Source organism: Micromonospora sp. CA-263727, from assembly GCF_050942455.1.
Lineage (GTDB): Bacteria > Actinomycetota > Actinomycetes > Mycobacteriales > Micromonosporaceae > Micromonospora.
Map to the genome: position 1 here is coordinate 2,308,989 of NZ_CP192031.1, position 23,734 is coordinate 2,332,722.

Below are 23,734 nucleotides of genomic sequence, written 5' to 3' on the forward strand. Positions count from 1 at the left end.
TGGCTCGCGGTCGGCTGCGGTCGGTTTGACGGTGGCTCCGGCCGCCGTCAGACCCGTACGCCGGGCCGATCCGTCCGGGGCGTCGCGCTGGTCCACCGGGTCCGGGCCGCGTGCATCGCCCTGATCATGTCCGGCCAGCCGGGCGGCCGGTAACCGGTGGCTCGGGCGAGGGCCTCCGCGCGCATCGAGCGGTCGCAGGCGAACTCGTCGTCCGGAACGAGCTCACCCGACCACCGGTACACCTCGGCGACCAGCCGGAGAAGGTCGTACTTCGAGATCGGCTCGGCGGCGACGTGGTAGAGCCCGGTCAGTTCCTCGCGGGGCAGGACCACCGTGCGCAACAGCCGGGCGAACTCGACGGTCGTCACGCCGCTGTAGATCGCCCGGGTGAAGCCGCGTACCCGGCCCCGCTGGCTGAGGAACCAGTCCACCAGCGACCGGCTCGTGGTCAGCTCGTGCCCGATGATCGAGGTACGCAGGGTGAGCGCCGCCGCTCCGGTGGCCTCGCCCAGCAGCTTGGAGCGCCCGTAGAGGTCGGGCGGGTCGGGCAGGTCGTCCTCGACGTAGCCGCCCCGCTGGCCGGAGAAGACGCAGTCGGTGCTGACGTGGATCAACCGGCTGCCGGACTCGGCGCAGGCGTCGGCGAGCAGGTGGGGGAAGAGGGCGTTGAGCGTGACGGTGTGCACGGCGTCCTGGACGTCGGGCCGCTGTTTGATGACGCCCACGCAGTTGACCACGACGTCCGGCCGCAACTCGTCGACGAGCTGCCGTACCTGCGCGAACCGGGTCGCGTCGACTGCCGGGGTGATCCGGGCGAGCAGGCGCTCCGGGAACCACCCGGCCCGGTCGTCGATGCGTCGGGCGAGGCCGTGGACGTCGAGTTCGGGGGCGTCGCTCAACTCGCGGAGGACGGCGTGGCCGAGCATGCCGGTGACGCCGACGACGAGGACGCGGCGGGTCGCGGCGTCCGGCTTCTGGTCGGCGTCACCGCGCCGCCGGGGCACCCGTTCCGGTGCCCCGTTTCCAACCTCCACGCTCATGCCGGCACTCCGCTTCGCTTCGTGCCGCCACGAGGCACCACCGCGCCGCACCGATGATTCACTCGCTGACGCTCGCTCATGCCGGCACTCCGCTTTGCTCCGTGCCGCCATGAGGCACCACCGCGCTGCACCGATGATTCGCTCGCTGACGCTCGCTCATGCCGGCACGACGGCGGTTGCCGTGGCGTCGAGCTGTGCCCGTACCTCGGGCAGGGTCAGCAGCAGCGACTCGATCTCCGGTACGGAGAGCCGGCGGGCGTTGTGCGAGTGGAAGTCGGCCGCCGCGCCCCGCTCGACATTGCCCTCCTCGAAGTAGAGGGCGTAGTTCAGGTCGCGGCTGTCCACCGGTACCCGGAGGAATTCGCCGAGATCCTCGGCGTGGGTGAGCTCCTCGCGGCTCGCCAGGGTCTCGTACAGCTTCTCGCCGTGCCTGATGCCGAGCACGTTGAACTTCGCCGGCACCCCGAACAGGTTGCACAGGGCGGTGGCCAGGTCGCCGATGGTGCAGGCGTCGGCCTTGCGGATGAAGACATCGCCCGGCTGGCCGTACCGGAACGCGTGCTCCACCAGCTCGACCGACTGGCCGAGCGACATGAGGAAACGGGTCATCGACGGCTCGGTGACGGTCGGTAGCCCGCCCCGGCGGATCTGGTCGATGAACAGCGGGATGACCGAGCCGCGCGAGTACATGACGTTGCCGTAGCGCACGCAGCAGACCCGGGTGCGGGCCGCCGGGTTGTTGCGGGAGTGCGCCTGTGCCACCTTCTCCATCAGGGCCTTGGTCATCCCCATCGCGTTCACCGGGTAGACGGCCTTGTCGGTGCTCAGCAGCACCAGCGTCTCGACGCCGACCCGCTCGCAGGCGTCGACCACGTTCGCGCTGCCGAGCACGTTGGTGCGGACCGCCTCCAGCGGAAAGAACTCGCAGGACGGAACCTGCTTGAGGGCGGCGGCGTGGAAGACGAACTCCGTGCCCCGGGCGGCCTTGAGCACACTGTCGTAGTCCCGGACGTCGCCGACGTAGTAGCGGACCCGGTCGTCGCCGATGCGGTGCCGCATGGCGTCCTGTTTGGACTCGTCGCGGCTGAGGACCCGTACTTCCGCGGCACCGGAGTCCAGTAGCCGGGAGACCATTGTCTGGCCGAACGAACCGGTGCCGCCGGTGATCAGGAAACGTCTGTCAGAAAGCGAGGAAACCACATCTCCCCCTGCCTGTCCTCCCGTCGGGCAATCCTCGGGGAATCGGGATCTCGTCCATCGCGACCATACAGATTCACAAACGGCGCCGCCGCGTTTCCGTCAATTAGAGATCGAATCATGTTTGGTTCGTGAGGGCGGCTGTGCCTGCGAATACACCTCATGTAATGGCGTCGACCGGTCGCCGATCCGGCGCGGCGGACGCCACTAACGTGAAAGCGGGAATTGGGGCGGGGAAAAGTGATATGCGTACTGCATGCCAAGAGTTGCTCTCGACGGGACGCAATTGGACGCCGGGATCGCCGGCTCGACGCCGGGCCGGAACGGGACGCATCCGGACCCCACGACCCGCCGACCGTACGATCGGTGGAAGCGTCTCCTCGACGTGCTGGGCGCCCTCCTCGTCCTGATCCTGGGCGCTCCGCTGCTGGCCCTGGTCGCCCTCGTGGTGCTGGTGACGCACGGCCGTCCGGTGCTGTTCCGGCACAGCCGCCCGGGGCTGCACGGCGAGGTGTTCGAGCTGGTCAAGTTCCGCACCATGCGCCACCCCGACCCGGCGCGTGGGCTGGTGACCGACGAGCAGCGGCTGACCCGGGTCGGCCAGTGGCTGCGGGCCAGCAGCCTCGACGAACTTCCGGAGTTCTGGAACGTGCTGCGCGGCGAGATGAGCGTGGTGGGCCCCCGCCCGCACCTGGTCCGGTACCTCGCCCTCTACAGCCCCGAACAGGCCCGCCGGCACGACGTACGGCCCGGGATCACCGGGCTCGCCCAGGTGCGCGGCCGTAACGCGCTGGACTGGGACGCGAAGTTCGCCTACGACATCGAGTACGTCGACCGGCGCTCCTTCCTGCTGGACCTGAGGATCCTGCTGGCCACCGTCTGGGTGGTGCTCAGTCGCAAGGGCATCTCCGCGCCGGGCACCGCCACCTGGCACGAGTTCACCGGCAACTCGCCCGTACGGTCGCCGGCCGGCGAACCGGACCCCGCGTACCGCGGATGAACCGGGTACTGCTGCTCGGTGCCAGCGGGTTCCTCGGGCGGCACATCCGGGCCACGCTGGCCGCCCATGCGACCGTCCGGTCGCCCGGCCGCACGGAGTGCGATCTGATCCACATCGACCTGCCGGCGCTGACCGCGCTGATCGCCCGGGAGCGGCCGGACGTGGTGGTGGCCGCCGCCGGGCAGATCGTCGGCTCCGGCTACGACTTCGTGCGGGCGCACGTGGTGACCACCGCCAAGCTCCTTGAGGCGGTGGCCGACGCCGCACCGGCGGCCCGGCTGATCCGGATCGGTTCGGCGGCCGAGTACGGCGCGGTGCCACACGGACTCGCCGTACCCGAGGATCATCCCGGTACGCCGGTGGGCGAGTACGGGCTCAGCCACCTGGCGGCGACCCGGTTGGCGGAACTGGCGGGCGTGGCCGGCCGGGTCGACACGATCGTGCTGCGGGTCTTCAACCCGGTGGGGCCGGGCATGCCGCCGGGCAACGTGCTCTGCCGGGTGACCGCGCTGATCAGGTCGGCGATGGCGGCCGGGCACGGCGACGTCGCGGTGGGCCTGCACGACACGTACCGCGACTTCGTCGACGTGCGGGACGTGGCGGCGGCGGTCCTCGCGGCGGCGCGCGGCGGAGACACGACCGAGCGGGTCGTCAACGTCGGCAGCGGGCAGGCGGTGGCCACCCGGGACGTCGTCCGGCTGCTGGCCGAGGTGGCCGGCTTCACCGGTGGGATCCGGGACGGCAGCTTCACCGTCGACGCCGGCCGCTCCGCCGCCGTGCCCTGGATGTGCGCCGACATCGGGCGCGCCGGCCGGACGCTTGGCTGGAAACCGGCATACGACCTGCGTGAGTCGCTGGGCGCGCTGTGGCGGGCCGACGGCGACCGGTCGGTACGGCCGTTGACCGGCGCGGAGAGGGGATGACGCGGATGCGGATCGGTTTGCTCACCCAGTGGTTCGACCCGGAGCCCGGACCTGCCGCGCTGCCCGGGATGCTCGCCACGGCTCTGGCCGGCCGGGGGCACGAGGTCCAGGTGCTCACCGGGTTCCCCAACTACCCGACCGGGCGGCTGGCCCCCGGCTACCGGCTGGCCCGCCGCCGGGACGAGACCGTCGGGGCGACGCGGATCCGGCGGGTGGCCCTCTATCCCAGCCACGATCGCTCCGCACTGCGGCGGGTCGCCAACTACGGATCGTTCGCCCTCTCCGCGTTGGCCTCCGGCACGCCGGTGCTACGCGGACTCGACGCGATCTGGGTCGGCAACTCCCCGATCAGCGTCGCCCTGCCGATGTGGTTCGCCCGGTACGCGTACCGGGTGCCGGTGCTGCTGCACGTTTTGGATCTCTGGCCGGACAGCGTGGTGGCGAGCGGTTTCCTCGGCGCGGGCCGGGCATCCCGGCTCGTCGAGCGGGGCATGGCCGGCTGGTGCGCCGCGATGTACCGCAGCGCCGCCCGGGTCGCCTGCGTCTCGCCCGGCGCGGCCGACCTGCTCGCCGGCCGGGGCGTGCCCCGGGAGAAGCTGGTGCACATCCCGATGTGGGCGGACGAGACGCTGCGGCCCGGCGTCGCGGACCTGCGCGCGGAGCTCGGCCTCCGCGCCGACCAGGTGGTCCTGGTGTACGCGGGCGCGCTCGGCGAGGCGCAGGGGCTGGACTCACTGGTCGACGCCTGCGCCCGGACCGCCGACCCCCGGCTGGTCTGCCTGATCGCCGGCTCCGGCACCACCGAGGAACGGCTGCGCCGGCGCGCCGAATCGGTCGGCGCGACCAACCTGCGCTTCCTCGGGCAGCTGCCCCGGGAACGGATGCCCGCGCTGATGGCCACCGGGGACGCGCACTACGTGAGCCTGCGGCCGGGCGGCATGTCGGCGTACACCATGCCGAGCAAGGTGCAGGCCACCCTCGCCGCCGGACGCGCCCTGCTGGTCGCCGCCGAGGGAGACGCCGCCGCCGTCGCGCGTGACAGCGGCGCGGGGATCACCGCCCGGCCGGGCGATCCCGACTCGATCGCCGCCGCCCTGCGGGAACTCTGCGAGTTGGGCCGGGAGAAGCTGGAACTGCTCGGGCAGGCCGGTCGGATCCACTACGACCGGGTCTTCTCCGTTGCCGCCGGTGCCGAGCGCGTCGAGCGGGCACTGGCCGAGGCGGTACGCAGCCACCGCCGGCGCTGACCCGCCACCCGCCGCGGGTCAGGGCCAGTCGTCGCCGGCTTCGAGACGCTGGTCGAGCAGCGTCGCCAGCGGCAGGGACTCACCGTCGCGCCCGCCCCGGCCGACCACCAGCGGTGGCGGGGAGGGCTCGCAGTCGGCACCGAGCAGCGACGAACGCAGGCTGGCCGGCACGGTCAGCAGGTAGAAGCGACCCCGGGTGTCGACGCCTCGGGCGCGGGCCCGGTCGACGTACCAGCCGGTGAGGCCGGTGCGGTAGCGGTGCCGGCCGTCGTAGCTGGTCACGCTGAGCCGTACCGTGCGCAGCCCGCGTGCGGTCGCGTCCGCGGCGAAGCGTGCCACCAACTCCGCCGCGGCGGCCTGCTCGGCGGCGCGGGAGCGGGCCTCCGCGTCGGCGTGCGCCCGCACCGCCCGCTCCCGCCGCTCCCGCCACTCAAGCCCACTACCCCCCACCACAACCCCGACCGTACCCCCACCCCACCCACCCGCCGCCCGCCCGCCCGCCCGCGTCGATCATGCACTTGTGGTGCCTGGTACGAGACTTTTGTCGAGGTTTGGAACCACCATAAGTGCATGATCGGCGGGCTGGGCGGGGGCGGCGGGGTGGGTGGGGGAGTTGGCGTGGGTGGGGAGGACGGGGTGTGGTTTAGAGGAGGCCGGCGCGGCGTAGTGCGTCGGCCATCGCGCCGTCGGCGGGTGCGGCCGGGCCGCCCCGGCCCTGGCGGGCCTGGCCGCCACGCCCCTGGCCGTCTTGGCCGCCCCGACCCTGGCCGCCCCGGCCTTGTCCGTCGCGGCCCTGCCCGCCGCCTCGTCCCTGACCACCCTGGCCCTGTCCCTCGCGGCCCTGTCCGGCCGGCCCGCCACGACCCTGCTGGTCCGCGCCGCGGCCGCCGCCCCGGCCGCCCCGGCCGGCGCCCGGCTCCGGCTCGTCCTCCAGTCGCAGGGTCAGCGAGATGCGCTTGCGCGGCACGTCCACGTCCAGCACCTTCACCTTGACCACGTCGCCGGACTTCACCACCTCGCGGGGGTCCTTCACGAAGGTGCGGGACATCGCGGACACGTGCACCAGGCCGTCCTGGTGCACCCCGACGTCGACGAAGGCCCCGAAGGCGGCCACGTTGGTGACCACGCCCTCCAGGATCATCCCGGGCGTCAGGTCGCTGATCTTCTCGACCCCCTCGACGAAGGTGGCCGTCCGGAACTCCGGCCGCGGGTCACGGCCCGGCTTCTCCAGTTCGGCGAGGATGTCGGTGACCGTGGGGAGGCCGAACCTGTCGTCCACGAAGTCGGTCGCGCGCAGGCCGCGCAGGATCGCGCTGCGGCCGATCACCGCGCGCAGGTCCTGGCCGGTGCTGGCCAGGATCCGGCGCACCACCGGGTACGCCTCGGGGTGCACGCTGGAGGAGTCCAGCGGGTCGTCGCCGTCGGGGATACGCAGGAAGCCCGCGCACTGCTCGAACGCCTTCGGCCCCAGCCGGGCCACCTTCTTCAGCTCGGCCCGGCTGCGGAACGGCCCGTTGGCGTCCCGGTGCAGCACGATGTTCTCGGCCAGCCCGGCGCCGATCCCGGAGACCCGGGTCAGCAGCGGCGCGGAGGCGGTGTTGACGTCCACCCCGACGCCGTTGACGCAGTCCTCCACCACCGCGTCCAGCGACCGGGAGAGCTTCACCTCGGACAGGTCGTGCTGGTACTGCCCGACACCGATGGAGCGCGGGTCGATCTTGACCAGCTCGGCGAGCGGATCCTGCAACCGGCGGGCGATGGAGACCGCGCCGCGCAGCGACACGTCCAGGCCGGGCAGCTCCTGCGCCGCGTACGCGGAGGCGGAGTAGACCGACGCGCCGGCCTCGGAGACCACCACCTTGGTCAGCTTCAGCTGCGGGAACCGCTTGATCAGATCCCCGGCGAGCTTGTCGGTCTCCCGGCTGGCCGTGCCGTTGCCGATCGCCACCAGCTCGACCTGATGGGCGGCGGCGAGCCGGGCCAGCGTCTCGATCGAGGCGTCCCACTGCCGGCGCGGCTCGTGCGGGTAGATGGTGTCGGTGGCGACCACCTTGCCGGTGGCGTCCACCACGGCCACCTTCACCCCGGTACGCAGGCCCGGGTCCAGCCCCATGGTCGGCCGGGCGCCGGCCGGCGCGGCGAGCAGCAGGTCACGCAGGTTGGTGGCGAAGACCCGGACGGCCTCCTCCTCGGCCGCCTGCCACAGCCGCGTCCGCAGGTCGGCCCCGAGGTGGATCAGGATGCGGGTCCGCCACGCCCAACGCACCGTGTCGCCGAGCCACTTGTCGGCGGCCCGGCCCCGGTCGCTGACGCCGAACCGGCCGGCGATCGCGGCCTCGTACCGGGTCGGGCCGGTGACGGTCGCGTCGGCGTCGCCGTCGGCCTCCGGGTCCATGGTCAGGTCGAGCATGCCCTCCTTCTCGCCCCGGAACATGGCCAGGATGCGGTGCGAGGGCAGCCTCGGGTACGGCTCGGCGAAGTCGAAGTAGTCGGCGAACTTCGCGCCGGCGCTCTCCTGCCCCTCGCGTACCCGGGACACCAGCCGGCCCCGCGACCACATCTGCTCGCGCAGCGTGCCGATCAGGTCGGCGTCCTCGGCGAACCGCTCGATCAGGATGGCCCGTGCCCCGTCCAGCGCGGCGGCGGCGTCGGCCACGCCCTTGTCGGCGTCGACATAGCCGGCGGCCGTCTCGCGCGGGTCCCGGGACGGGTCGCCGAGCAGCGTGTCGGCGAGCGGCTCCAGCCCGGCCTCGCGGGCGATCTGCGCCCGGGTCCGCCGCTTGGGCTTGTACGGCAGGTAGATGTCCTCCAGGCGGGACTTCGAGTCGGCCGCCATGATCTGCGCTTCCAGGGCCTCGTCGAGCTTGCCCTGGCTCCGGATCGACTCCAGCACCGCCGCCCGGCGCTCGTCCAGCTCGCGCAGGTAGCGCAGCCGCTCCTCCAACGTACGCAGCTGGGTGTCGTCGAGCAGCCCGGTGGCCTCCTTGCGGTAGCGCGCGATGAACGGCACGGTGGCGCCGCCGTCGAGCAGCTCCACGGCCGCGTGTACCTGGCGCTCGGCGACGCCGAGCTCCTCGGCGATGCGCTGATGAACAGAGAGGGTCACGATCTCGCTCCGCCTTCTGGTGTGGGTTCCGTGGTGCATTCTGCCGGGCTAGCGTGGCGATCATGGAAGCACCTGTGGAGCCGCGCGCCCGACGGCTCTTCGGCGGCAGCGCCCGGGCCCTCGGGGACCTCGCGACCAGCCCGTTCCGGGCCGACCGGGACCGCATCGTCGGCTCGCCGTTCTTCACCCGGCTGGGCGGCGTCACCCAGGTGGTCAGCCCGGGCGGGTCCGGGCTGCTGGTGCACAACCGGCTCACCCACAGTCTCAAGGTGGCCCAGGTGGCCCGGGCGATCGCCGAACGGCTCACCGCCGACGGGTGGCAGCGCGACCTGGTGGAGAAGCTGGGCGGCTGCGACCCGGATGTGGTGGAGGCGGCGGCGCTCGCCCACGACCTCGGCCACCCGCCCTTCGGGCACCTGGGGGAGCGGGTGCTGGACCGGCTGGCCCGGCACCGGCTCGGCCTGACCGACGGCTTCGAGGGCAACGCCCAGTCGTACCGGATCGTCACCTCGACCGAGATCCGTGGCGCGGCGACCACCGGTCTCGACCTGACCGCGGCGGTGCGGGCGGCGATGCTGAAGTACCCGTGGACCCGGCTCGACCATCCCGACCCGCACCCGCGCCTGCTCGACCCGCCGCCCCGCGGGGCGGCCCCGCCGCCGGACGACCCGGACAGCGGCTCGGTGAAGTTCGGGGCGTACCGCACCGAGCTGGAGGACCTGCGGCAGGCCCGGGCCCCGTTCGCCGGGCGGATCGCCGACTGGCAGCAGACCGTCGAGGCGTCGGTGATGGACACCGCCGACGACATCGCGTACGCCATCCACGACGTGGAGGACTTCTACCGGGTCGGGGTGCTCCAGCAGGGCGCGGTGGCCGCCGAGCTGATGGCCTGGCAGCGCGAGGGGGCGAGCCTGCGGGCCATCACCGACGCGGCGCTGACCACCTCGGCCCGCCGGCCCGGCTCGGCCATCGAGCGGCTGCGCCGCCAGTTGCACCGCAAGGACGGCTGGATCGCCGACGACGCCGCGTTCGCCGCCGCGGTCGAGCACGTCCGGGAGGAACTGGTCGAGGGCCTACTGGCCGTACCGTTCGACGGCTCGATCGAGGCGGAGCAGTACGTGGCGCGCTTCTCCGCGCGGTGGACCACCCGGTTCGTCGACGCGATCACCGTGGTCGAGCAGCCCGCGATGCGCTCCGGGCACGTGCTGCTGGCCCCCGCCCAGTGGCACGAGGTGCAGGTGCTCAAGTTCGTCCACCACCGGTTCGTGCTGGCCCGCCCCGACCTGGCGTTGCACCAGCGGGGCCAGGCCCGGCTGCTCGGCACCCTGGTGGAGGCGCTGCTGGAGTGGCTGCTCGACCCGGAGGAGGAGTCCCGCCTGCCCCGGCGGCTGCACGACCTGGTGGAGCTGGCCGAGGCGGAGCTGCATCCGCGTACCCCGGACCGGCTCGGCAAGGCCCGTGGCCGGGCCATCGTGGACTTCGTCGCCCAGCTCACCGACGGGCAGGCGGTGGCGATGCTGGACTCGCTCTCCGGCCGCTCCGGCGCCCTCTGGACCGACGCCTTCGTCCTCTGACCGGCAACCTCGTACCAGCCGGCTCGTTATGACTGTCGGGTGGGTGTGTCCCGGCGGAGGATGGAATCGGTTGGTGGACTCCGAGCTGTGGCTCGACGGTCGTACGGCCGTCAACATGATCGGCTACTCGCCCTGGCCGGCAGAGCGGTTGCTGTCGGAGCTGGTGGCGGGTCGGCGGGTCAGGGACCTGCCCGGAGATTTCGTCCTGGTGGCCAGCCGGCCGGGCGGCGGCCCACGCCTGATCGCCACCTCCGTCCTCGGCATCCGCCCCTACTTCTACCTCGACCGGCCGGGTCCCGCGCAGCACGGCGCGGACGTCTTCCGCCTGGCCCGGCAGGCACAGCTTCCGTGGCAGTGGAACCTGGACGCGTTGCGCGCGGTCGCCTGGTTCGGCCACACCGTCGGGACCCAGACGCTGCATCCTCGGATTCGGCGGGTGCCGCCCGCCTCGGTCCTGCTCCATGACGGGGAGCACTGGCGGGTGACGACGGACCGGTTCTGGGACGACGCGTTCTCGGCCGGGCGGATCCGGCTCGACGACGCGGTCGACGCCTTCCACACCGTGCTGGACGAGCAGTTGGCCCACCGCCCGCTGATCTCGCTGAGCGCCGGTTTCGACTCACGGGCCCTGCTGGCGCGCGCGTTGGCCACCGGGCAGACCCCCGACGTGTTGACGATGGGGCACGAGCGCAGCACCGACGTGGTCGTCGCCGCGAGAATCGCCGCGGCTGCCGGCCTGCGGCACAGCGTCGTGCAGATCCGGCCCGACGACTACTACCGGCACGCGACGCTGATCGCCAGACTGACCGGGGGCACCAAGACCATCGGCAACTGGCACACGTTCCTCTACTGCCAGGGCCGGCCGCCGCACGAGCCCCACCTGGTGGGCTCGAACGGCGAGTTCGCGCGGACGTTCTTCTGGGACAAGGGCGTGGTCGCGCGCGGCACCGGGCTCGGCGGCCGGCTGGCGGCCCGCGCCTACTGGGCGGCCAGGATCGGCCGGCGGGCCCGCCGCATGGCGCCGTTCCTCCCGTTCCTGACACCGAACGGCGTACGGGACGCCGTCGCCTTCAGCCAACGTTCGCTGCGTCCCGTGGCGACCAGCCGTGCCAACGGCCTGGACGTCCTCGACCGGTTCTACGCGACGGAACGCGTGCGGCACTTCATCGGCAACGGCCTGAACCTCTGCGGCCACTTCACGCTGCCGATGTCACCGTTCCTCGACGCCCGGGTCATCCAGGCGATCGCCGCGCTGCCCCGGACGGAGAAGCTGGGCAGCAACTTCCACCGCAGGGTGATCCAACGAAACGCCCCGGCCCTGATGGCCTACCCGGCCGGTGGTGTGGCCGTCCGGCCCCGGGCAGAGATCGGTTACTGGCGACGTGGCCAGCGGAACTGGGTTCCGTACTCGCCGATGAAGGGCGTCTACCGTGACCCCCGGGCGACCGAGATCCTGCGGGATTCGCCGCACATCGCGGAGTTCCTGTCCCCGGCGGGCCGGTCGCAGGTGGCGCTGGCCGGCAGCACCGAGGCAAAGGAGTTCCTGCTGACCCTGCACTTCGCGGGCGAGGCCGCCAGGTAGGGCGGCCCGGTCAGGCGACCGCCTGCCACCAGCCGTCGACCGGCGGCGGGTCGTCCACCACCACCCGTTCGCCGGGGCGTGGCACGGTCAGCCGGACGTCCCGCGCCTTGGCCTCGGCCCAGAGCCGGTCCACCGGCTCGGACCAGTCGTGCAGGGCGAGGTTGAAGGTCGCCCAGTGCACCGGCAGGAAAAGCCCGCCGCGCAGGTCCAGGTGGGCGGCGACGGCCTCCTCCGGGAACATGTGGATGCTGGGCCAGGCCCGGTCGTACGCGCCGATCTGCATCAGCGTCACGTCGAAGGGACCGTGTTCGGCGCCGATCTCGGCGTAGCCGCCGAAGTATCCGGAGTCTCCCGTGTAGTAGACGCGGCGCTGGCGGCCGGCCACCACCCAGGAACTCCACAGGGTGCCGTTACGGCGCAGCCCCCGCCCCGAGAAGTGCTGGGCGGCGGTGCAAATGATCTCCAGGTCGGCCACCCGATGGCTCTGCGACCAGTCCAGCTCGACGATCCGGTCCGCCGGCACCCCCCAGCGGTCGAGATGGGCGCCGACCCCGAGCGGCACCAGGAACGGGGCCGACTGCCGGGCCGTCAACTCCCGCACGGTCGCCATGTCGAGATGGTCGTAGTGGTCGTGGGAGATCAGGATCGCGTCGAGCTTGGGCAACTCGTCGAGGCGTACCGGTGGTTCGTGCAGCCGGCGCGGGCCGACCGCGGCCGACGGCGAGCACCGGTCGCTCCACACCGGGTCCAGCAGCACCCGCCGCCCCTCGATCTCGATCAAGGTGGTGGCGTGGCCATACCAGACGACGTTCAGCTCGCGGGCCGGATCGACGTCGATCGCGGCGGTGGAGCGCACCACCGGCACCGGGGCGGTCGGCCGCCGCTTCTGCTTACCGAAGACCAGATCGCGGAGCAGGTTGCGATCGGGCGTGGGAACCATGGTCTGGGTGCCCGCCCGGTTGTGGAACACGCCGTCGCGAAACTGCGGCGACCGGGCCGCCCGGGCGGCCCGCGCGCCGGTCAGCCGGCCGCCGAGGGCGGCCGGGATGCCCCTGGCCGCCCAGGCCAGGCCGGCCACCCCGGCCAACGCGGCCAGGCTGGCCCCCGCTGCGCTGATCCGCCGGCCGGTTGCCGGCCCTGTCGGCTCCTTCGGCGCCCGCATGGTCCCCCCTCCACTGCTTTCCGGATCCACCGTAACCGCCGCCGGCAGGTTCAGCCGCCGTTGCTGGGACGGTACGGGTGGCCGCGGTGGGCGGTCCCGTTGCCGCCGAGTCCGTCGGTGAGGTCCAGGACGCGCCGACCCAGCCGGGCCCGGGCCTGCACCGCCGGATGGGTGGCGCCGTAGTCGTCCGCGCCGGCCTGACCGTCGGCGAAGAGCGCGTACGTCACCACGGGAGCACCCGCGGTGTCGAAGATCACTCCCGCCTCGTGCCGGGCGTCGGCGAACCAGCCGGCCTTGGTGGCGATCCGGCCCCGCTCGGCCGAGGACATCTCACGCCGGATGCCGTCGGTGAACGCCACCGGGGAGCGCAACAGCCCCACCACGAACGCGGTCGAGGCCGGCGTGAGCAGCGTGCCGGCGACCAGCGCGCGGAGCAGGTCGTGCGTCTCCCGGGGCGTGCTGGTGCCCAGGAAGAACCGGTTCGGGTTGGCCACCGGCTGCACCTGAGTGTTGGGGAACCCCTTGGCCGCCAGGATCTGGTTGAGCTCGGCGGCCGGGCAGACCAGCCCGCAGAGCCGTACCGCGGTGTCGTCGGAGACGGTCAGCAGGTTGGCCAGCGCATGTCCCAGGGTGACCAGGCTGGGATAGGCGCCGTCCAGGCCGAAGATCCCGTCACCGCCGGGCACCACGATCGCCGCGGTCACCTCCACCTGCTGGTCGAGGGCGAGCAGGCCCCGGTCGACCTTGTCCAGCACCGCGACCGCCACCGCGATCTTGTTGACGCTGTACGCCTCGATCCGCCGGTCCGCCGACTCGCTCACCGCGACCAACGGCTCCGTGCCGCTCCGGTCGGCACCGGCGAGGCTGACGTACGCCTGCCAGTTCCCGCCGGCCCGGCCGCTCTCCCGGCGGTACCCGGCCCCGATCCGCGCCGCGACCCGCGTCCGGTCACCACCACCGTCGGCGGTCGCGTCGCGACCCGGGTCAGCTGCGGCTGGCATGGCTCCACCCAACACCGTGCCGGCCGTGGCCACCGTGCCCAGGCCGATCGCGGCCCTGCGGTTCATCCGGATGGTCAATCGTCTCTCCCGTCGGTCCGTGCGCCCTCTCCCGGACACCCTAGGCCGATCGATCGATGTCCGTGACCCCCCGCTCGTGTGGCCCGGCCGAAAAATGAACGAATCTCGAACAGCCCTTTCACACACTGCGACTATTCGCCAGTGCGGCCAGTATTGGAATGGTCTCGATTTTCTTCCGGCTCAGGCTGTCCCAGTACAGGCCAGCAGGACGGCGTGACGGCCCGCATCGGATAACCTGATCCGGCGTCACGATCAGATCGACGCTGAAATCGTGCCTGGTCTCCGGCAACTCGTCGTCAACCACCTGCAACGGGTGCACCGTGGTCACGATCGTCGTGTTCGGCCCAATCAGCCCGGCCTCTTGCAACAGTGCCACCTCAATATCCGAGTAGCCCGCGCCCTTTCCGAGCCGCACCCCGTGCCGATTGACGGCCACGCTGCCACACACGATGAGGTCTACGGTGCGCATCTCGTCCACGCCGATCTTCCGCGCGACCGTTGCGGCGACCTTGCTCGACGCGGCTTCACTGGGCGGCACGGTCAACGCCGCTGGATCGAGCAGGTAAAACGGCAGCGCTTCGGCCAGCTTGGGCACGGCCATGTAAACCAACTTGCCCTCAGTGAGCGCCCGCGCTCGCACGGGGAGCTGTGCCTTGTCCGGTACCGCCTTGACGACTCGGGCCGACTGCCAGAAGGGTAGCTCGGCCAGGCGGTCGGCGGCGGCTTCGGCCCCGAAGAACGCCGGGATGCGGCCGTGGACACCCGGCGCTACTGCTCGCTCCCGCTCCAAGAGCGCCCACACCCGTTCCCTGATCGCCTGCTTGGCCCGGTCAGTGTCCACGCTGGTCAACTCCGCCACCCCAAGCCATCTCTACCATGCCGATAGCACGTGTAGCGACGTCGTACTGGGAGCGGGGGCCGGTCGTGCCTGGTCGTTGGCGGTCAGGTGCCGGGGGTGTCGCCGTGCTTGGTGGTGGCCGTCAGGTAGTCGCGGTTGAGCCGGCCGATGGTGGTCAGCGGGATGCCCTTCGGGCAGACCACGGTGCACTCGCCGGCGTTGGTGCAGCCGCCGAAGCCGGCCTCGTCGTGCGCGTCGACCATGCCGATCACCCGGGTGTACCGCTCCGGCTGGCCCTGCGGCATCAGCGACAGCTGGGTGACCTTGGCGGCGGTGAAGAGCATGCCGGAGCCGTTCGGGCAGGCCGCCACGCAGGCGCCGCAGCCGATGCAGGCGGCGGACTCGAAGGCGGCGTCCGCGTCAGCCTTGGCCACCGGGACCGAGTGCGCCTCGGGGGCGCTGCCGGTGGGGACCGTGATGTACCCGCCGGCCGCGATGATCCGGTCGAAGGCGTTCCGGTTGACCACCAGGTCCTTGATGACCGGGAAGGCCCGGGCCCGCCACGGCTCGATGTCGATCGTGTCGCCGTCGGAGAACTGTCGCATGTGCAGCTGGCAGGCGGTGGTGCCGCGCTGCGGGCCGTGCGCGTCGCCGTTGATCATCAGGCCGCACATGCCGCAGATGCCCTCACGGCAGTCGTGGTCGAAGGCGACCGGCTCCTCGCCGGCGAGGATGAGCCGCTCGTTGAGCACGTCGAGCATCTCCAGGAACGACATGTCGGGGGAGACGTCGTCGACCTGGTACGTCACCATCCGACCCTTGTCCTCGGGGCCGGACTGGCGCCAGATGCGCAGGGTCAGGTTCACTTGTAGCTCCGCTGCGTGGGGTGGACGTATTCGAAGTTCAGGTCTTCCTTGTGCAGCACCGAGGGCTGGCCGGTGGCGGTGAACTCCCAGGCCGCGACGTACGCGAAGTGCTCGTCGTCGCGCTGCGCCTCGCCCTCCGGGGTCTGGTGCTCGGCCCGGAAGTGCCCGCCGCAGGACTCCTCGCGGTGCAGGGCGTCGATGCACATCAGCTCGGCCAGCTCGAAGAAGTCGGCCACCCGGCCGGCCTTCTCCAGCGACTGGTTCAGCCCCTCACCGTCGCCCGGCACCCGCACCCGCTGCCAGAACTGGTCCCGCAGGGCACGGATCTCGTCGATCGCCTTGCGCAGCCCGGCCTCGGAGCGCTCCATGCCGCAGTGCTCCCACATGATCTGACCCAGTTCGCGGTGGAACGAGTCCACCGTCCGGTCGCCGTCGATGGCGAGCAGCCGCTGGATCCGGTCCTCCACGTCGCGGCGGGCCTCGACGGCCGCCGGGTGGCTGCCGTCGACCTTCTCGAAGGGGCCGGCGGCCAGGTAGTTGGCGACCGTGTTGGGCAGCACGAAGTACCCGTCGGCCAGGCCCTGCATGAGCGCCGAGGCGCCGAGCCGGTTCGCGCCGTGGTCGGAGAAGTTCGCCTCGCCGATCACGAACAGGCCGGGGATGGTGGACTGGAGGTCGTAGTCGACCCAGAGGCCGCCCATCGTGTAGTGCACGGCGGGGTAGATCCGCATCGGGACCTCGTACGGGTCCTCGCCGGTGATCCGCTCGTACATCTCGAAGAGGTTGCCGTACTTGGCCTCGATGGCCTTGCGGCCGAGCCGGCCGATGGCGTCGGCGAAGTCGAGGTAGACGCCGAGCCGGGTCGGGCCCACGCCGCGGCCCTCGTCGCAGACGTTCTTGGCGGCCCGGGAGGCGATGTCCCGGGGCACCAGGTTGCCGAAGGAGGGGTAGATCCGCTCCAGGTAGTAGTCCCGCTCGTCCTCGGGGATGTCCCGTGGGTCGCGGTCGTCGCCCTTGGCCTTCGGCACCCACACCCGGCCGTCGTTGCGCAGCGACTCGCTCATCAGGGTCAGCTTCGACTGGTGGTCGCCGGAGACCGGGATGCAGGTCGGGTGGATCTGGGTGTAGCAGGGGTTGGCGAAGTACGCGCCCTTGCGGTGTGCCCGCCAGGTGGCGGTGACGTTGCAGCCCTTGGCGTTGGTGGAGAGGTAGAAGACGTTGCCGTAGCCGCCGGAGGCGAGCACCACGGCGTCGGCGAACTCCGTGGTGATCTCGCCGGTGACCATGTCCCGGACCACGATGCCCCGGGCCTTGCCGTCGATGATGATCAGCTCCAGCATCTCGTGCCGGGCGTTCATCTCCACGTTGCCCAGGCCGATCTGCCGTTCGAGCGCCTGGTACGCGCCGAGCAGCAGTTGCTGGCCGGTCTGCCCCCGGGCGTAGAAGGTGCGCTGCACCTGGGCGCCACCGAACGAGCGGGTGTCGAGCAGGCCGCCGTACTCGCGGGCGAACGGCACGCCCTGGGCGACGCACTGGTCGATGATGTTCACCGACACCTCGGCCAGCCGGTGCACGTTTGACTCCCGGGAGCGGAAGTCGCCGCCCTTGACGGTGTCGTAGAAGAGCCGGTGCACCGAGTCGCCGTCGTTGCGGTAGTTCTTGGCGGCGTTGATGCCGCCCTGCGCGGCGATCGAGTGGGCCCGGCGGGGGCTGTCCTGGTAGCAGTACGACTTGACGCGGTAGCCCTGCTCGCCCAGGGTGGCTGCGGCCGCCCCACCGGCCAGGCCGGTGCCGACCACGATCACCGTCATCTTGCGCCGGTTGGCCGGGTTGACCAGCTTGGCCTCGAAACGGCGGCGTTCCCAGCGGGTCTCGACCGGACCGTCGGGAGCCCTGGTGTCGGCGATCGGGTCGCCCTCGGTGAAGAGATCATCCATGGTCAGGACACCAATCCGGTGAGTACGGCGAACGGGACCAGGAGGTAGCCGACGCAGAGCGCGACGGCGAAGACCAGCGCCACCGCCCGGGCCCGCTGCTCGCCGCGCGGGGTCTGCTGACCGAGGCTGCGCAGCGCGCTGAACATGCCGTGCCGCAGGTGGAAGCCGAGGGCGACGACCGCCAGGGTGTAGAAGAGCGTGACGTACCAGCGCGCCGGGGCGAAGTCGGCGACCACGTTGGCGTACGGCCGGGACGGGTCGCCGACCGGGTTCAGCGTGCCGGTGGTCAGGTCCAGGATGTGGTAGATCACGAAGAGCAGGATGATCACGCCGCCCCAGCGCATGGTGCGGGCCGCGTAGCTGCCGCGTACCTTCTTGCGGTGGGCGTAGCGGACCGGGCGGGCGGCGCGGGCGCGCAGGGCGAGCACGGTGGCCGCCCCGATGTGCAGGAGCACCGCCGCCAGCAGTCCGACCCGCTGGATCCAGAGGAAGCCGGCGCTGGGCAGCAGCGGGGCGCCGAGTTCGCGCAGCCATTCGGCGTAGTGGTTGAACGACATGGCGCCCGCGAAGATCTTCAGGTTGCCCAGCATGTGTGCGACGAGGAACAGCACCAGCAGGATGCCCGTCACCGCCATGACGGCCTTGAGGCCGACGTTGGAACGGATGGGCGACCGCGTTCTTGTCGTGACTACCACGTCGCCGACGCTAAAAGCACTTCGATCAGTCGTCCAATGCATCGACACCGCAGTCTTGATAGCCATAAGCTATGTAGATGCAGCTCCATCAGCTGAAGTACTTCGTCGCCGTGGCTGAAGTACGACATTTCACCCAGGCAGCTGACCTCGTCGGCATAACCCAACCCTCGTTGAGTAAGCAAATTCACGTGCTGGAGGACACCCTCGGTGCCCCACTCTTCGAGCGGGTAAGAGGCAACATCACCCTCACCGCGGCTGGCGAGGCGCTGCTGCCCCTGGCCAAGCGGATCCTCGCCGACGTCGAGACCGCGACCCGGGAGGTGCAGGAGTTGGTCGGCCTGCGGCGCGGCCGGGTCCGCCTCGGCGCGACCCCCAGCCTGGCCACCTCGCTCGCGCCGCCGGTGCTGCGCCGGTTCCGTGACGCCCACCCCACCGTCGACCTCCGGGTGGAGGAGGGCGGCTCCCAGGACCTGGTCCGCGACCTGCTCCGCGGCGACCTGGACCTGGCGCTGATCATCATGCCGGCGCAGGGCACCGATCCCGGGCTGCGCGCCGACCCGATCCTGACCGAGAGCCTGGTCGTCGCCTCGGTCGACCCGCTGCCGATCGCCTCCGGCGACGACCTGCGCATCACCGACCTGCGCGACCAACCGCTGGTGATGTTCCGTGCGGGCTACGACCTGCGCGACGCCACGCTCCAGGCGTGCCGGGACGCCGGCTTCGAGCCGACCCTCTCCGTCGACGGCGGCGAGATGGACGCCGTGCTCAGCTTCGTCGAGGCCGGGCTGGGCGCCGCCCTGGTCCCCGGCAGCGTGGTGGCCAACCGGCCCGGCATCCGGGTCACCCGGCTGGCCCCGCCCGGGGTGCGGCGCACCATCGCGGTGGCCCGTCGTCGCGACGTGGTGCCCACCCACGCGGGCCGCGAACTACGCCGCATCCTCCTCGACTACGTGCACACCGCCACCGCCACCGACGCGCTCCCGCCCGGCGTGGAGCCCCTCACCCAGGACCCGCCCTAACCGGCCTCGGCGTCGTCCATGGCACGGTAGATGCGTTGCTCGGAGACCGGGTACGGGGTGCCCAGGGCCTGGGCGAAGACGCTCACCCGCAACTCCTCGATCATCCAGCGGAGCTGCCGCACCCGGGCGGAACCCCGCCGGGCGGGCGGCAGCGCCGCCACCATCTCGTCGTACTCCCGCTGGACCACCGCGACGCGGTCCTGCTGCTGCTTGTCGCGGGGCGGGTTGCCGGGCAGCCGATCCAGCCGTCGCTCGATCGCGGTCAGGTACCGCAGCAGGTCGGGCAGGCGGGCGTACCCGGCCTCGGTGATGAACCCGGCGTGCACGAGGCCGGTGAGCTGGGCGCGGATGTCGGCCAGGGCGGCCACCACGGCCAGGTTCCTGGTCGCGCCGAGGCGCTGCTGCACCGCGTACGCGGCGGCGAGCACCGCCCGGACCCGGTCCATCACCTCAAGCACGGTGTCCACCAGCCCGGCCCGGACCGTGTCCCGCAGCGCGGCGAACCCCTCGGCGTCCCAGACCGGGCCGCCGGCCCCGGCGACCAGCTTGTCGATCGCCGCCCCGGCCGCGTCCTCGATCAGCGCCTGCACCCCGCCGTGCGGGTTGCGGGACAGCGCCAGCTTCGCCTCGTTGGTCAACCGCCCCTGAAGGAACTTCGCCGGCGACGGCACGGTCAGCCGCAGCAGCCGCCGGGTGCCCGCCCAGTGCGCGGCCTCCTGCTCGCCGGCGGAGTCGAAGACCTTCACGCCGACGGTGCTGCCCTCGTCCACCAGCGCCGGGTACGCGGTCACCGCGTACCCGGCCCGCACCTGCTCGATGGTGCGCGGCAGGGTGCCGATCTCCCACCCGGTCAGCCCGGTGCGGGCCAGCTCCGGCGCGGCGGCGGCCACCACCTCGCGTACCTCGGCCTTGAGCTGGCGTTGCAGGGCCGGTAGGTCCTTGCCCTCGGCGACCGGCCGGTCGTCCTCGCCGAGCACCCGGAAGGTGACCCGCAGGTGCGCCGGCAGCCGGGCGACGTCCCAGGCGTCCCGGGGCACGGTCACCCCGGTCATCCGGCGCAGCTGCCGGGTCAGCGCGTCCAGCAGCGGCTCCTCGCCCGGATTGATCGCGGCCAGCGCGGCGCGGGCGTAGTCGGGCACCGGCACGAAGTTGCGCCGCACCGGTTTGGGCAGCGAACGGATCAGCGCGATGACGACCTCCTCGCGGAGTCCCGGCACCTGCCAGTCGAAGCTCTCCGCCGGCACCTGGTTGAGCAGCGGCAACGGGATGTCCACCGTCACCCCGTCGGTCGAGGTGCCCGGATCGAAGGTGTACGTCAGCGGCAGGTCGACGCCGTCGGCGTTCCACCGGTCGGGGTAGTCGGCCTCGTCCACCCTGCCCCGACCGGCGTTGACCAGCAGCTCCCGGGTGAAGGTGAGCAGCTCGGGCCGGTCCCGCCGGGTCTTCTTCCACCAGGTGTCGAAGTGCCGCCCGGAGACCACCTCGGCGGGGATCCGCTCGTCGTAGAACTGGAAGATCGTCTCGTCGTCGACCAGGATGTCCCGCCGCCGGGCCCGGTTCTCCAACTCCTCGACCTCGGTCAAGAGCCGCTGGTTGTCCCGCCAGAACTGGTGGTGGGTGGACCAGTCCCCCTCGACCAGCGCGTGCCGGATGAACAGCTCCCGACTCAACACCGGGTCGACCCGGCCGAAGTTCACCTTGCGCGAGGTGACCAGCGGTACGCCGTAGAGGGTGACCTTCTCGTACGCCATCACCGCCGCCTGCTTCTTCTCCCAGTGCGGCTCGCTGTAGCTGCGCTTGACCAGGTGCTGGGCGAGCGGTTCGACCCACTCCGGTTCGATCCGGCCGTTCACCCGGCCCCAGAGGCGGGAGGTCTCCACCAGCTCGGCCGCCATCACCCAGCGCGGTGGCTTGCGGAACAGCGCCGAGCCGGGGAACAGCCCGAACTTCGCCCCACGGGCACCCAGGTACTCGTGTTTCTGGGCATCCTTGAGCCCGACGTGGGAGAGCAGGCCGGGCAGCAGCGACTGGTGCACCCGGGGGGTGTCGATCTCCTCCGGCAGGTCCGCGCCGCCGCGCCGGCCACCATCGGCGGTACGCAGCACCTGGCGTACCTGGCTGACGATGTCCTGCCACTCGCGGACCCGCAGGTAGTTGAGATACTCGGCCCGGCACATCCGGCGGAACGCGCTGGAGGAGAGTTCCCGTTGCTGCTCGCGCAGGTGACGCCAGAGATTGAGGTACGCGACGAAGTCCGACTCCTTGTCGGCGAACCGGGCGTGTGCCTGGTCGGCCTGGGCCTGCTTGTCGGCCGGCCGCTCGCGCGGATCCTGGATCGACAGCGCGGCGGCGATCACCACCACCTCGGTGGCGCAGCCGTTGCGCTCGCCCTCCAGCACCATCCGGGCCAGCCGGGGGTCGACCGGTAGCTGGGCCAGCCGCCGGCCCAGCGGCGTGAGCCGGCGCGCCGGGTCGCTCTCGGCCGGATCGAGTGCGCCCAACTCGTGCAGCAGGTTGACGCCGTCGGTGATGTTGCGGCGGTCCGGCGGGTCGATGAACGGGAAGGCGGCGATGTCGCCGAGGCCGATGGCGGTCATCTGGAGGATGACCGAGGCCAGGTTGGTACGCAGGATCTCCGGGTCGGTGAACTCGGGACGGGAGAGGAAATCCTGCTCGTCGTAGAGCCGGATGCAGATGCCGTCCGAGGTACGCCCGCAGCGGCCCTTGCGCTGGTTGGCGCTCGCCTGGGAGACCGGCTCGATGGGCAGCCGCTGCACCTTCAGCCGCTGCGAGTAGCGGGAGATCCGGGCGGTGCCGGGATCCACCACGTACTTGATGCCGGGCACGGTCAGCGAGGTCTCCGCGACGTTGGTGGCCAGCACCACCCGCCGCCCGCCGTGCGGGGCGAAGACCCGGTGCTGCTCGGCGACGCTCAGCCGGGCGTACAGCGGCAGGACCTCGGTGTTGCGCAGCGCGGGACGGCTGGTGACGAGCTTGCCCAGCGCGTCCGCGGTGTCCCGGATCTCCCGCTCGCCGCTGAGGAAGACCAGGATGTCGCCGGGCCCCTCGGCGGCCAGCTCCTCGACCGCGTCGCCGATCGCCTCGATCTGGTCGCGGACATTCTCCTCGTCCGCCGCCTCCTCGTCCGCCGCCTCCTCGTCCGCCGCCTCCTCGTCGGTCGCCGCGACCTCGACCAGCGGGCGGTAACGCAGCTCGACCGGGTACGTCCGGCCGGAGACCTCGACCACCGGCGCCGGCTTACCGTCGGGATGCTCGGCGGTCGGCGGGCCGGCGAAGTGCCGGGCGAACCGGTCGGTCTCGATGGTCGCCGAGGTGATGATCACCTTGAGGTCGGGGCGACGGGGAAGAAGCTGCTTGAGGTAGCCGAGAATAAAGTCGATGTTGAGGCTGCGCTCGTGCGCCTCGTCGATGATCAACGTGTCGTACTGGCGCAGCATCCGGTCGGTCTGCAACTCGGCCAGCAGGATGCCGTCGGTCATCAGCTTGACCAGGCTGTGCTCACTGACCTGGTCGGTGAAGCGCACCTTGTAGCCGACCACGTCGCCCAACTCGGTGCCCAACTCCTCGGCGATCCGGTCGGCAACCGTACGGGCCGCCAGCCGGCGCGGTTGGGTGTGGCCGATCAGCCCGTGCACCCCACGCCCCAGCTCCAGGCAGATCTTCGGCAGCTGGGTGGTCTTGCCCGAGCCGGTCTCGCCGGCCACGATCACCACCTGGTGGTCGCGGATCGCCGCGGCGATGTCCTCCCTGCGCTCGCTCACCGGCAACACGGCCGGATAGGTGATCGAGGGCACGCCCGCCCGGCGCCGCTCCAGCCGGGCCTCCGCCGCGGCCACCTCGGCGGCGATCTCGGTCAGCGCCGCCTGCTGCCGCTGCGGGTCGCGCAGCTTCCGCAGCCCGTCGAGCCGCCGCCGCAGCTGGCGCTGGTCGCGGAAGATCAGCGGGGCGAGGCGGCGTTGCAACTCGCGGAGGGAATCGGTCGCGGCGGGGGTGGCTGGAGTCTGCATGTCGTGGCCAAGAATAGGCAGCCCGCCGCCGCCCCGCCTCCGGGTTACCCACCCCGCGCCCAGCCCGGCCCCGCCCGCGTGGGCGGTGTCCGGGTGGGCGGTGCCTGGGTGGGCGGTGCCCGTGCGTGCCCCCGTCCGGGTGGGCCGTGCCCGTGCGTGCCTCCGCCCGGGTTGGCCGTGTCCGGCTCGGCCCCGCCCGTGTGCCTCCGCCCGGGTTGGCCCCGCCAGGACTGGCCCCGCCTGGGTCGGCCGTGCCTGGGTCGGCCGTGCCTGGGTCGGCCGTGCCTGGGTCGGCCGTGCCTGAGGCGGGTCCTGGTCGAGGGTGGCAAGGCGGAGGAGGAGGCCATGCCGGTGTCGCACGGCCGACGACGACAACGCCGCCAGCCGAAGCGCCAGGACGCGCCGCAGCTCCGCCAGCCCCGTCGCCGGTCGCTTCAAGTA

Annotated in this window: 17 protein-coding genes; 6 read left to right on the plus strand and 11 right to left on the minus strand. The window is 72.0% G+C overall.

Annotated features, from left to right (window positions below; all coding sequences use genetic code 11):
* Positions 1 to 47: 47 nt before the first annotated feature.
* Both ACQPYA_RS10475 and ACQPYA_RS10480 read right to left on the minus strand, forming a co-directional pair.
* Positions 48 to 1,040: a dTDP-4-dehydrorhamnose reductase family protein gene (locus ACQPYA_RS10475; RefSeq protein ID WP_433532419.1), complete on the minus strand. Its 993-nt coding sequence runs from the start codon at positions 1,038 to 1,040 to the stop codon at positions 48 to 50.
* 156 nt (positions 1,041 to 1,196) lie between these two features.
* Positions 1,197 to 2,240, minus strand: coding sequence for a polysaccharide biosynthesis protein (locus ACQPYA_RS10480; RefSeq protein WP_433532420.1), 1,044 nt, complete (start codon positions 2,238 to 2,240; stop codon positions 1,197 to 1,199).
* A 253-nt stretch (positions 2,241 to 2,493) separates the two neighbouring features.
* Between ACQPYA_RS10480 and ACQPYA_RS10485 the strand changes: the two genes are divergently transcribed.
* From ACQPYA_RS10485 to ACQPYA_RS10495, 3 genes are read left to right on the plus strand one after another with little or no spacing between them, the layout of a single operon-like run.
* Positions 2,494 to 3,237 carry a sugar transferase gene (locus tag ACQPYA_RS10485; protein WP_433532421.1) on the plus strand — a complete coding sequence of 248 codons (744 nt, stop codon included), beginning with the start codon at positions 2,494 to 2,496 and terminating at the stop codon, positions 3,235 to 3,237.
* Entirely contained in the window at positions 3,234 to 4,160 is a 927-nt protein-coding gene (locus ACQPYA_RS10490) for an NAD-dependent epimerase/dehydratase family protein (protein WP_433532422.1), read from the plus strand. Before ACQPYA_RS10485 ends, ACQPYA_RS10490 begins: the two co-directional genes overlap by 4 nt.
* Before the next feature lie 5 nt (positions 4,161 to 4,165).
* Positions 4,166 to 5,407 (plus strand): glycosyltransferase family 4 protein, encoded by a 1,242-nt coding sequence (locus ACQPYA_RS10495; protein ID WP_433532423.1) that lies wholly within the window; start codon positions 4,166 to 4,168, stop codon positions 5,405 to 5,407.
* An 18-nt stretch (positions 5,408 to 5,425) separates the two neighbouring features.
* Here the strand turns inward: ACQPYA_RS10495 and ACQPYA_RS10500 are convergent, their stop codons facing one another.
* Together ACQPYA_RS10500 and ACQPYA_RS10505 are read right to left on the minus strand one after the other, a co-directional pair.
* Positions 5,426 to 5,857 carry a hypothetical protein gene (locus ACQPYA_RS10500; protein WP_433533454.1) on the minus strand — a complete coding sequence of 144 codons (432 nt, stop codon included), beginning with the start codon at positions 5,855 to 5,857 and terminating at the stop codon, positions 5,426 to 5,428.
* Between the two features lie 193 nt (positions 5,858 to 6,050).
* A complete protein-coding gene (locus ACQPYA_RS10505) occupies positions 6,051 to 8,513 on the minus strand; it encodes a Tex family protein (RefSeq protein ID WP_433532424.1) in 2,463 nt (820 codons plus the stop codon).
* Positions 8,514 to 8,575: 62 nt separating this feature from the next.
* On the opposite strand from ACQPYA_RS10505, the gene ACQPYA_RS10510 reads away from it, so the two are divergent.
* Positions 8,576 to 10,087 carry a deoxyguanosinetriphosphate triphosphohydrolase family protein gene (locus tag ACQPYA_RS10510; RefSeq protein ID WP_433532425.1) on the plus strand — a complete coding sequence of 504 codons (1,512 nt, stop codon included), beginning with the start codon at positions 8,576 to 8,578 and terminating at the stop codon, positions 10,085 to 10,087.
* A gap of 73 nt (positions 10,088 to 10,160) precedes the next feature.
* Entirely contained in the window at positions 10,161 to 11,669 is a 1,509-nt protein-coding gene (locus ACQPYA_RS10515) for a hypothetical protein (protein ID WP_433532426.1), read from the plus strand.
* A 10-nt stretch (positions 11,670 to 11,679) separates the two neighbouring features.
* Here the strand turns inward: ACQPYA_RS10515 and ACQPYA_RS10520 are convergent, their stop codons facing one another.
* The 6 genes from ACQPYA_RS10520 to ACQPYA_RS10545 form a co-directional block, all read right to left on the minus strand.
* A complete protein-coding gene (locus ACQPYA_RS10520) occupies positions 11,680 to 12,831 on the minus strand; it encodes an MBL fold metallo-hydrolase (protein ID WP_433532427.1) in 1,152 nt (383 codons plus the stop codon).
* Between the two features lie 50 nt (positions 12,832 to 12,881).
* Complete coding sequence (locus ACQPYA_RS10525) at positions 12,882 to 13,910, minus strand: serine hydrolase (protein WP_433532428.1); 1,029 nt, start codon at positions 13,908 to 13,910, stop codon at positions 12,882 to 12,884.
* Positions 13,911 to 14,028: 118 nt separating this feature from the next.
* The gene (locus tag ACQPYA_RS10530; protein WP_433533455.1) at positions 14,029 to 14,751 is read right to left on the minus strand and encodes a 5-formyltetrahydrofolate cyclo-ligase; all 723 of its coding nucleotides are present in this window, start codon (positions 14,749 to 14,751) and stop codon (positions 14,029 to 14,031) included.
* A 101-nt stretch (positions 14,752 to 14,852) separates the two neighbouring features.
* A complete protein-coding gene (locus ACQPYA_RS10535; protein WP_433532429.1) occupies positions 14,853 to 15,614 on the minus strand; it encodes a succinate dehydrogenase/fumarate reductase iron-sulfur subunit in 762 nt (253 codons plus the stop codon).
* A complete protein-coding gene (locus tag ACQPYA_RS10540) occupies positions 15,611 to 17,551 on the minus strand; it encodes a fumarate reductase/succinate dehydrogenase flavoprotein subunit (RefSeq protein ID WP_433532430.1) in 1,941 nt (646 codons plus the stop codon). Before ACQPYA_RS10540 ends, ACQPYA_RS10535 begins: the two co-directional genes overlap by 4 nt.
* Positions 17,552 to 17,553: 2 nt before the next feature.
* The gene (locus ACQPYA_RS10545; RefSeq protein ID WP_433533456.1) at positions 17,554 to 18,186 is read right to left on the minus strand and encodes a succinate dehydrogenase cytochrome b subunit; all 633 of its coding nucleotides are present in this window, start codon (positions 18,184 to 18,186) and stop codon (positions 17,554 to 17,556) included.
* 137 nt (positions 18,187 to 18,323) lie between these two features.
* Between ACQPYA_RS10545 and ACQPYA_RS10550 the strand changes: the two genes are divergently transcribed.
* Positions 18,324 to 19,265, plus strand: coding sequence for a LysR family transcriptional regulator (locus tag ACQPYA_RS10550; RefSeq protein ID WP_433532431.1), 942 nt, complete (start codon positions 18,324 to 18,326; stop codon positions 19,263 to 19,265).
* Here ACQPYA_RS10550 and hrpA read toward each other — a convergent pair.
* Positions 19,262 to 23,293, minus strand: a complete 4,032-nt coding sequence (hrpA, locus tag ACQPYA_RS10555; RefSeq protein WP_433532432.1) for an ATP-dependent RNA helicase HrpA — start codon at positions 23,291 to 23,293, stop codon at positions 19,262 to 19,264. The two genes, ACQPYA_RS10550 and hrpA, sit on opposite strands and share 4 nt — an antisense overlap.
* Positions 23,294 to 23,734 lie beyond the last annotated feature (441 nt).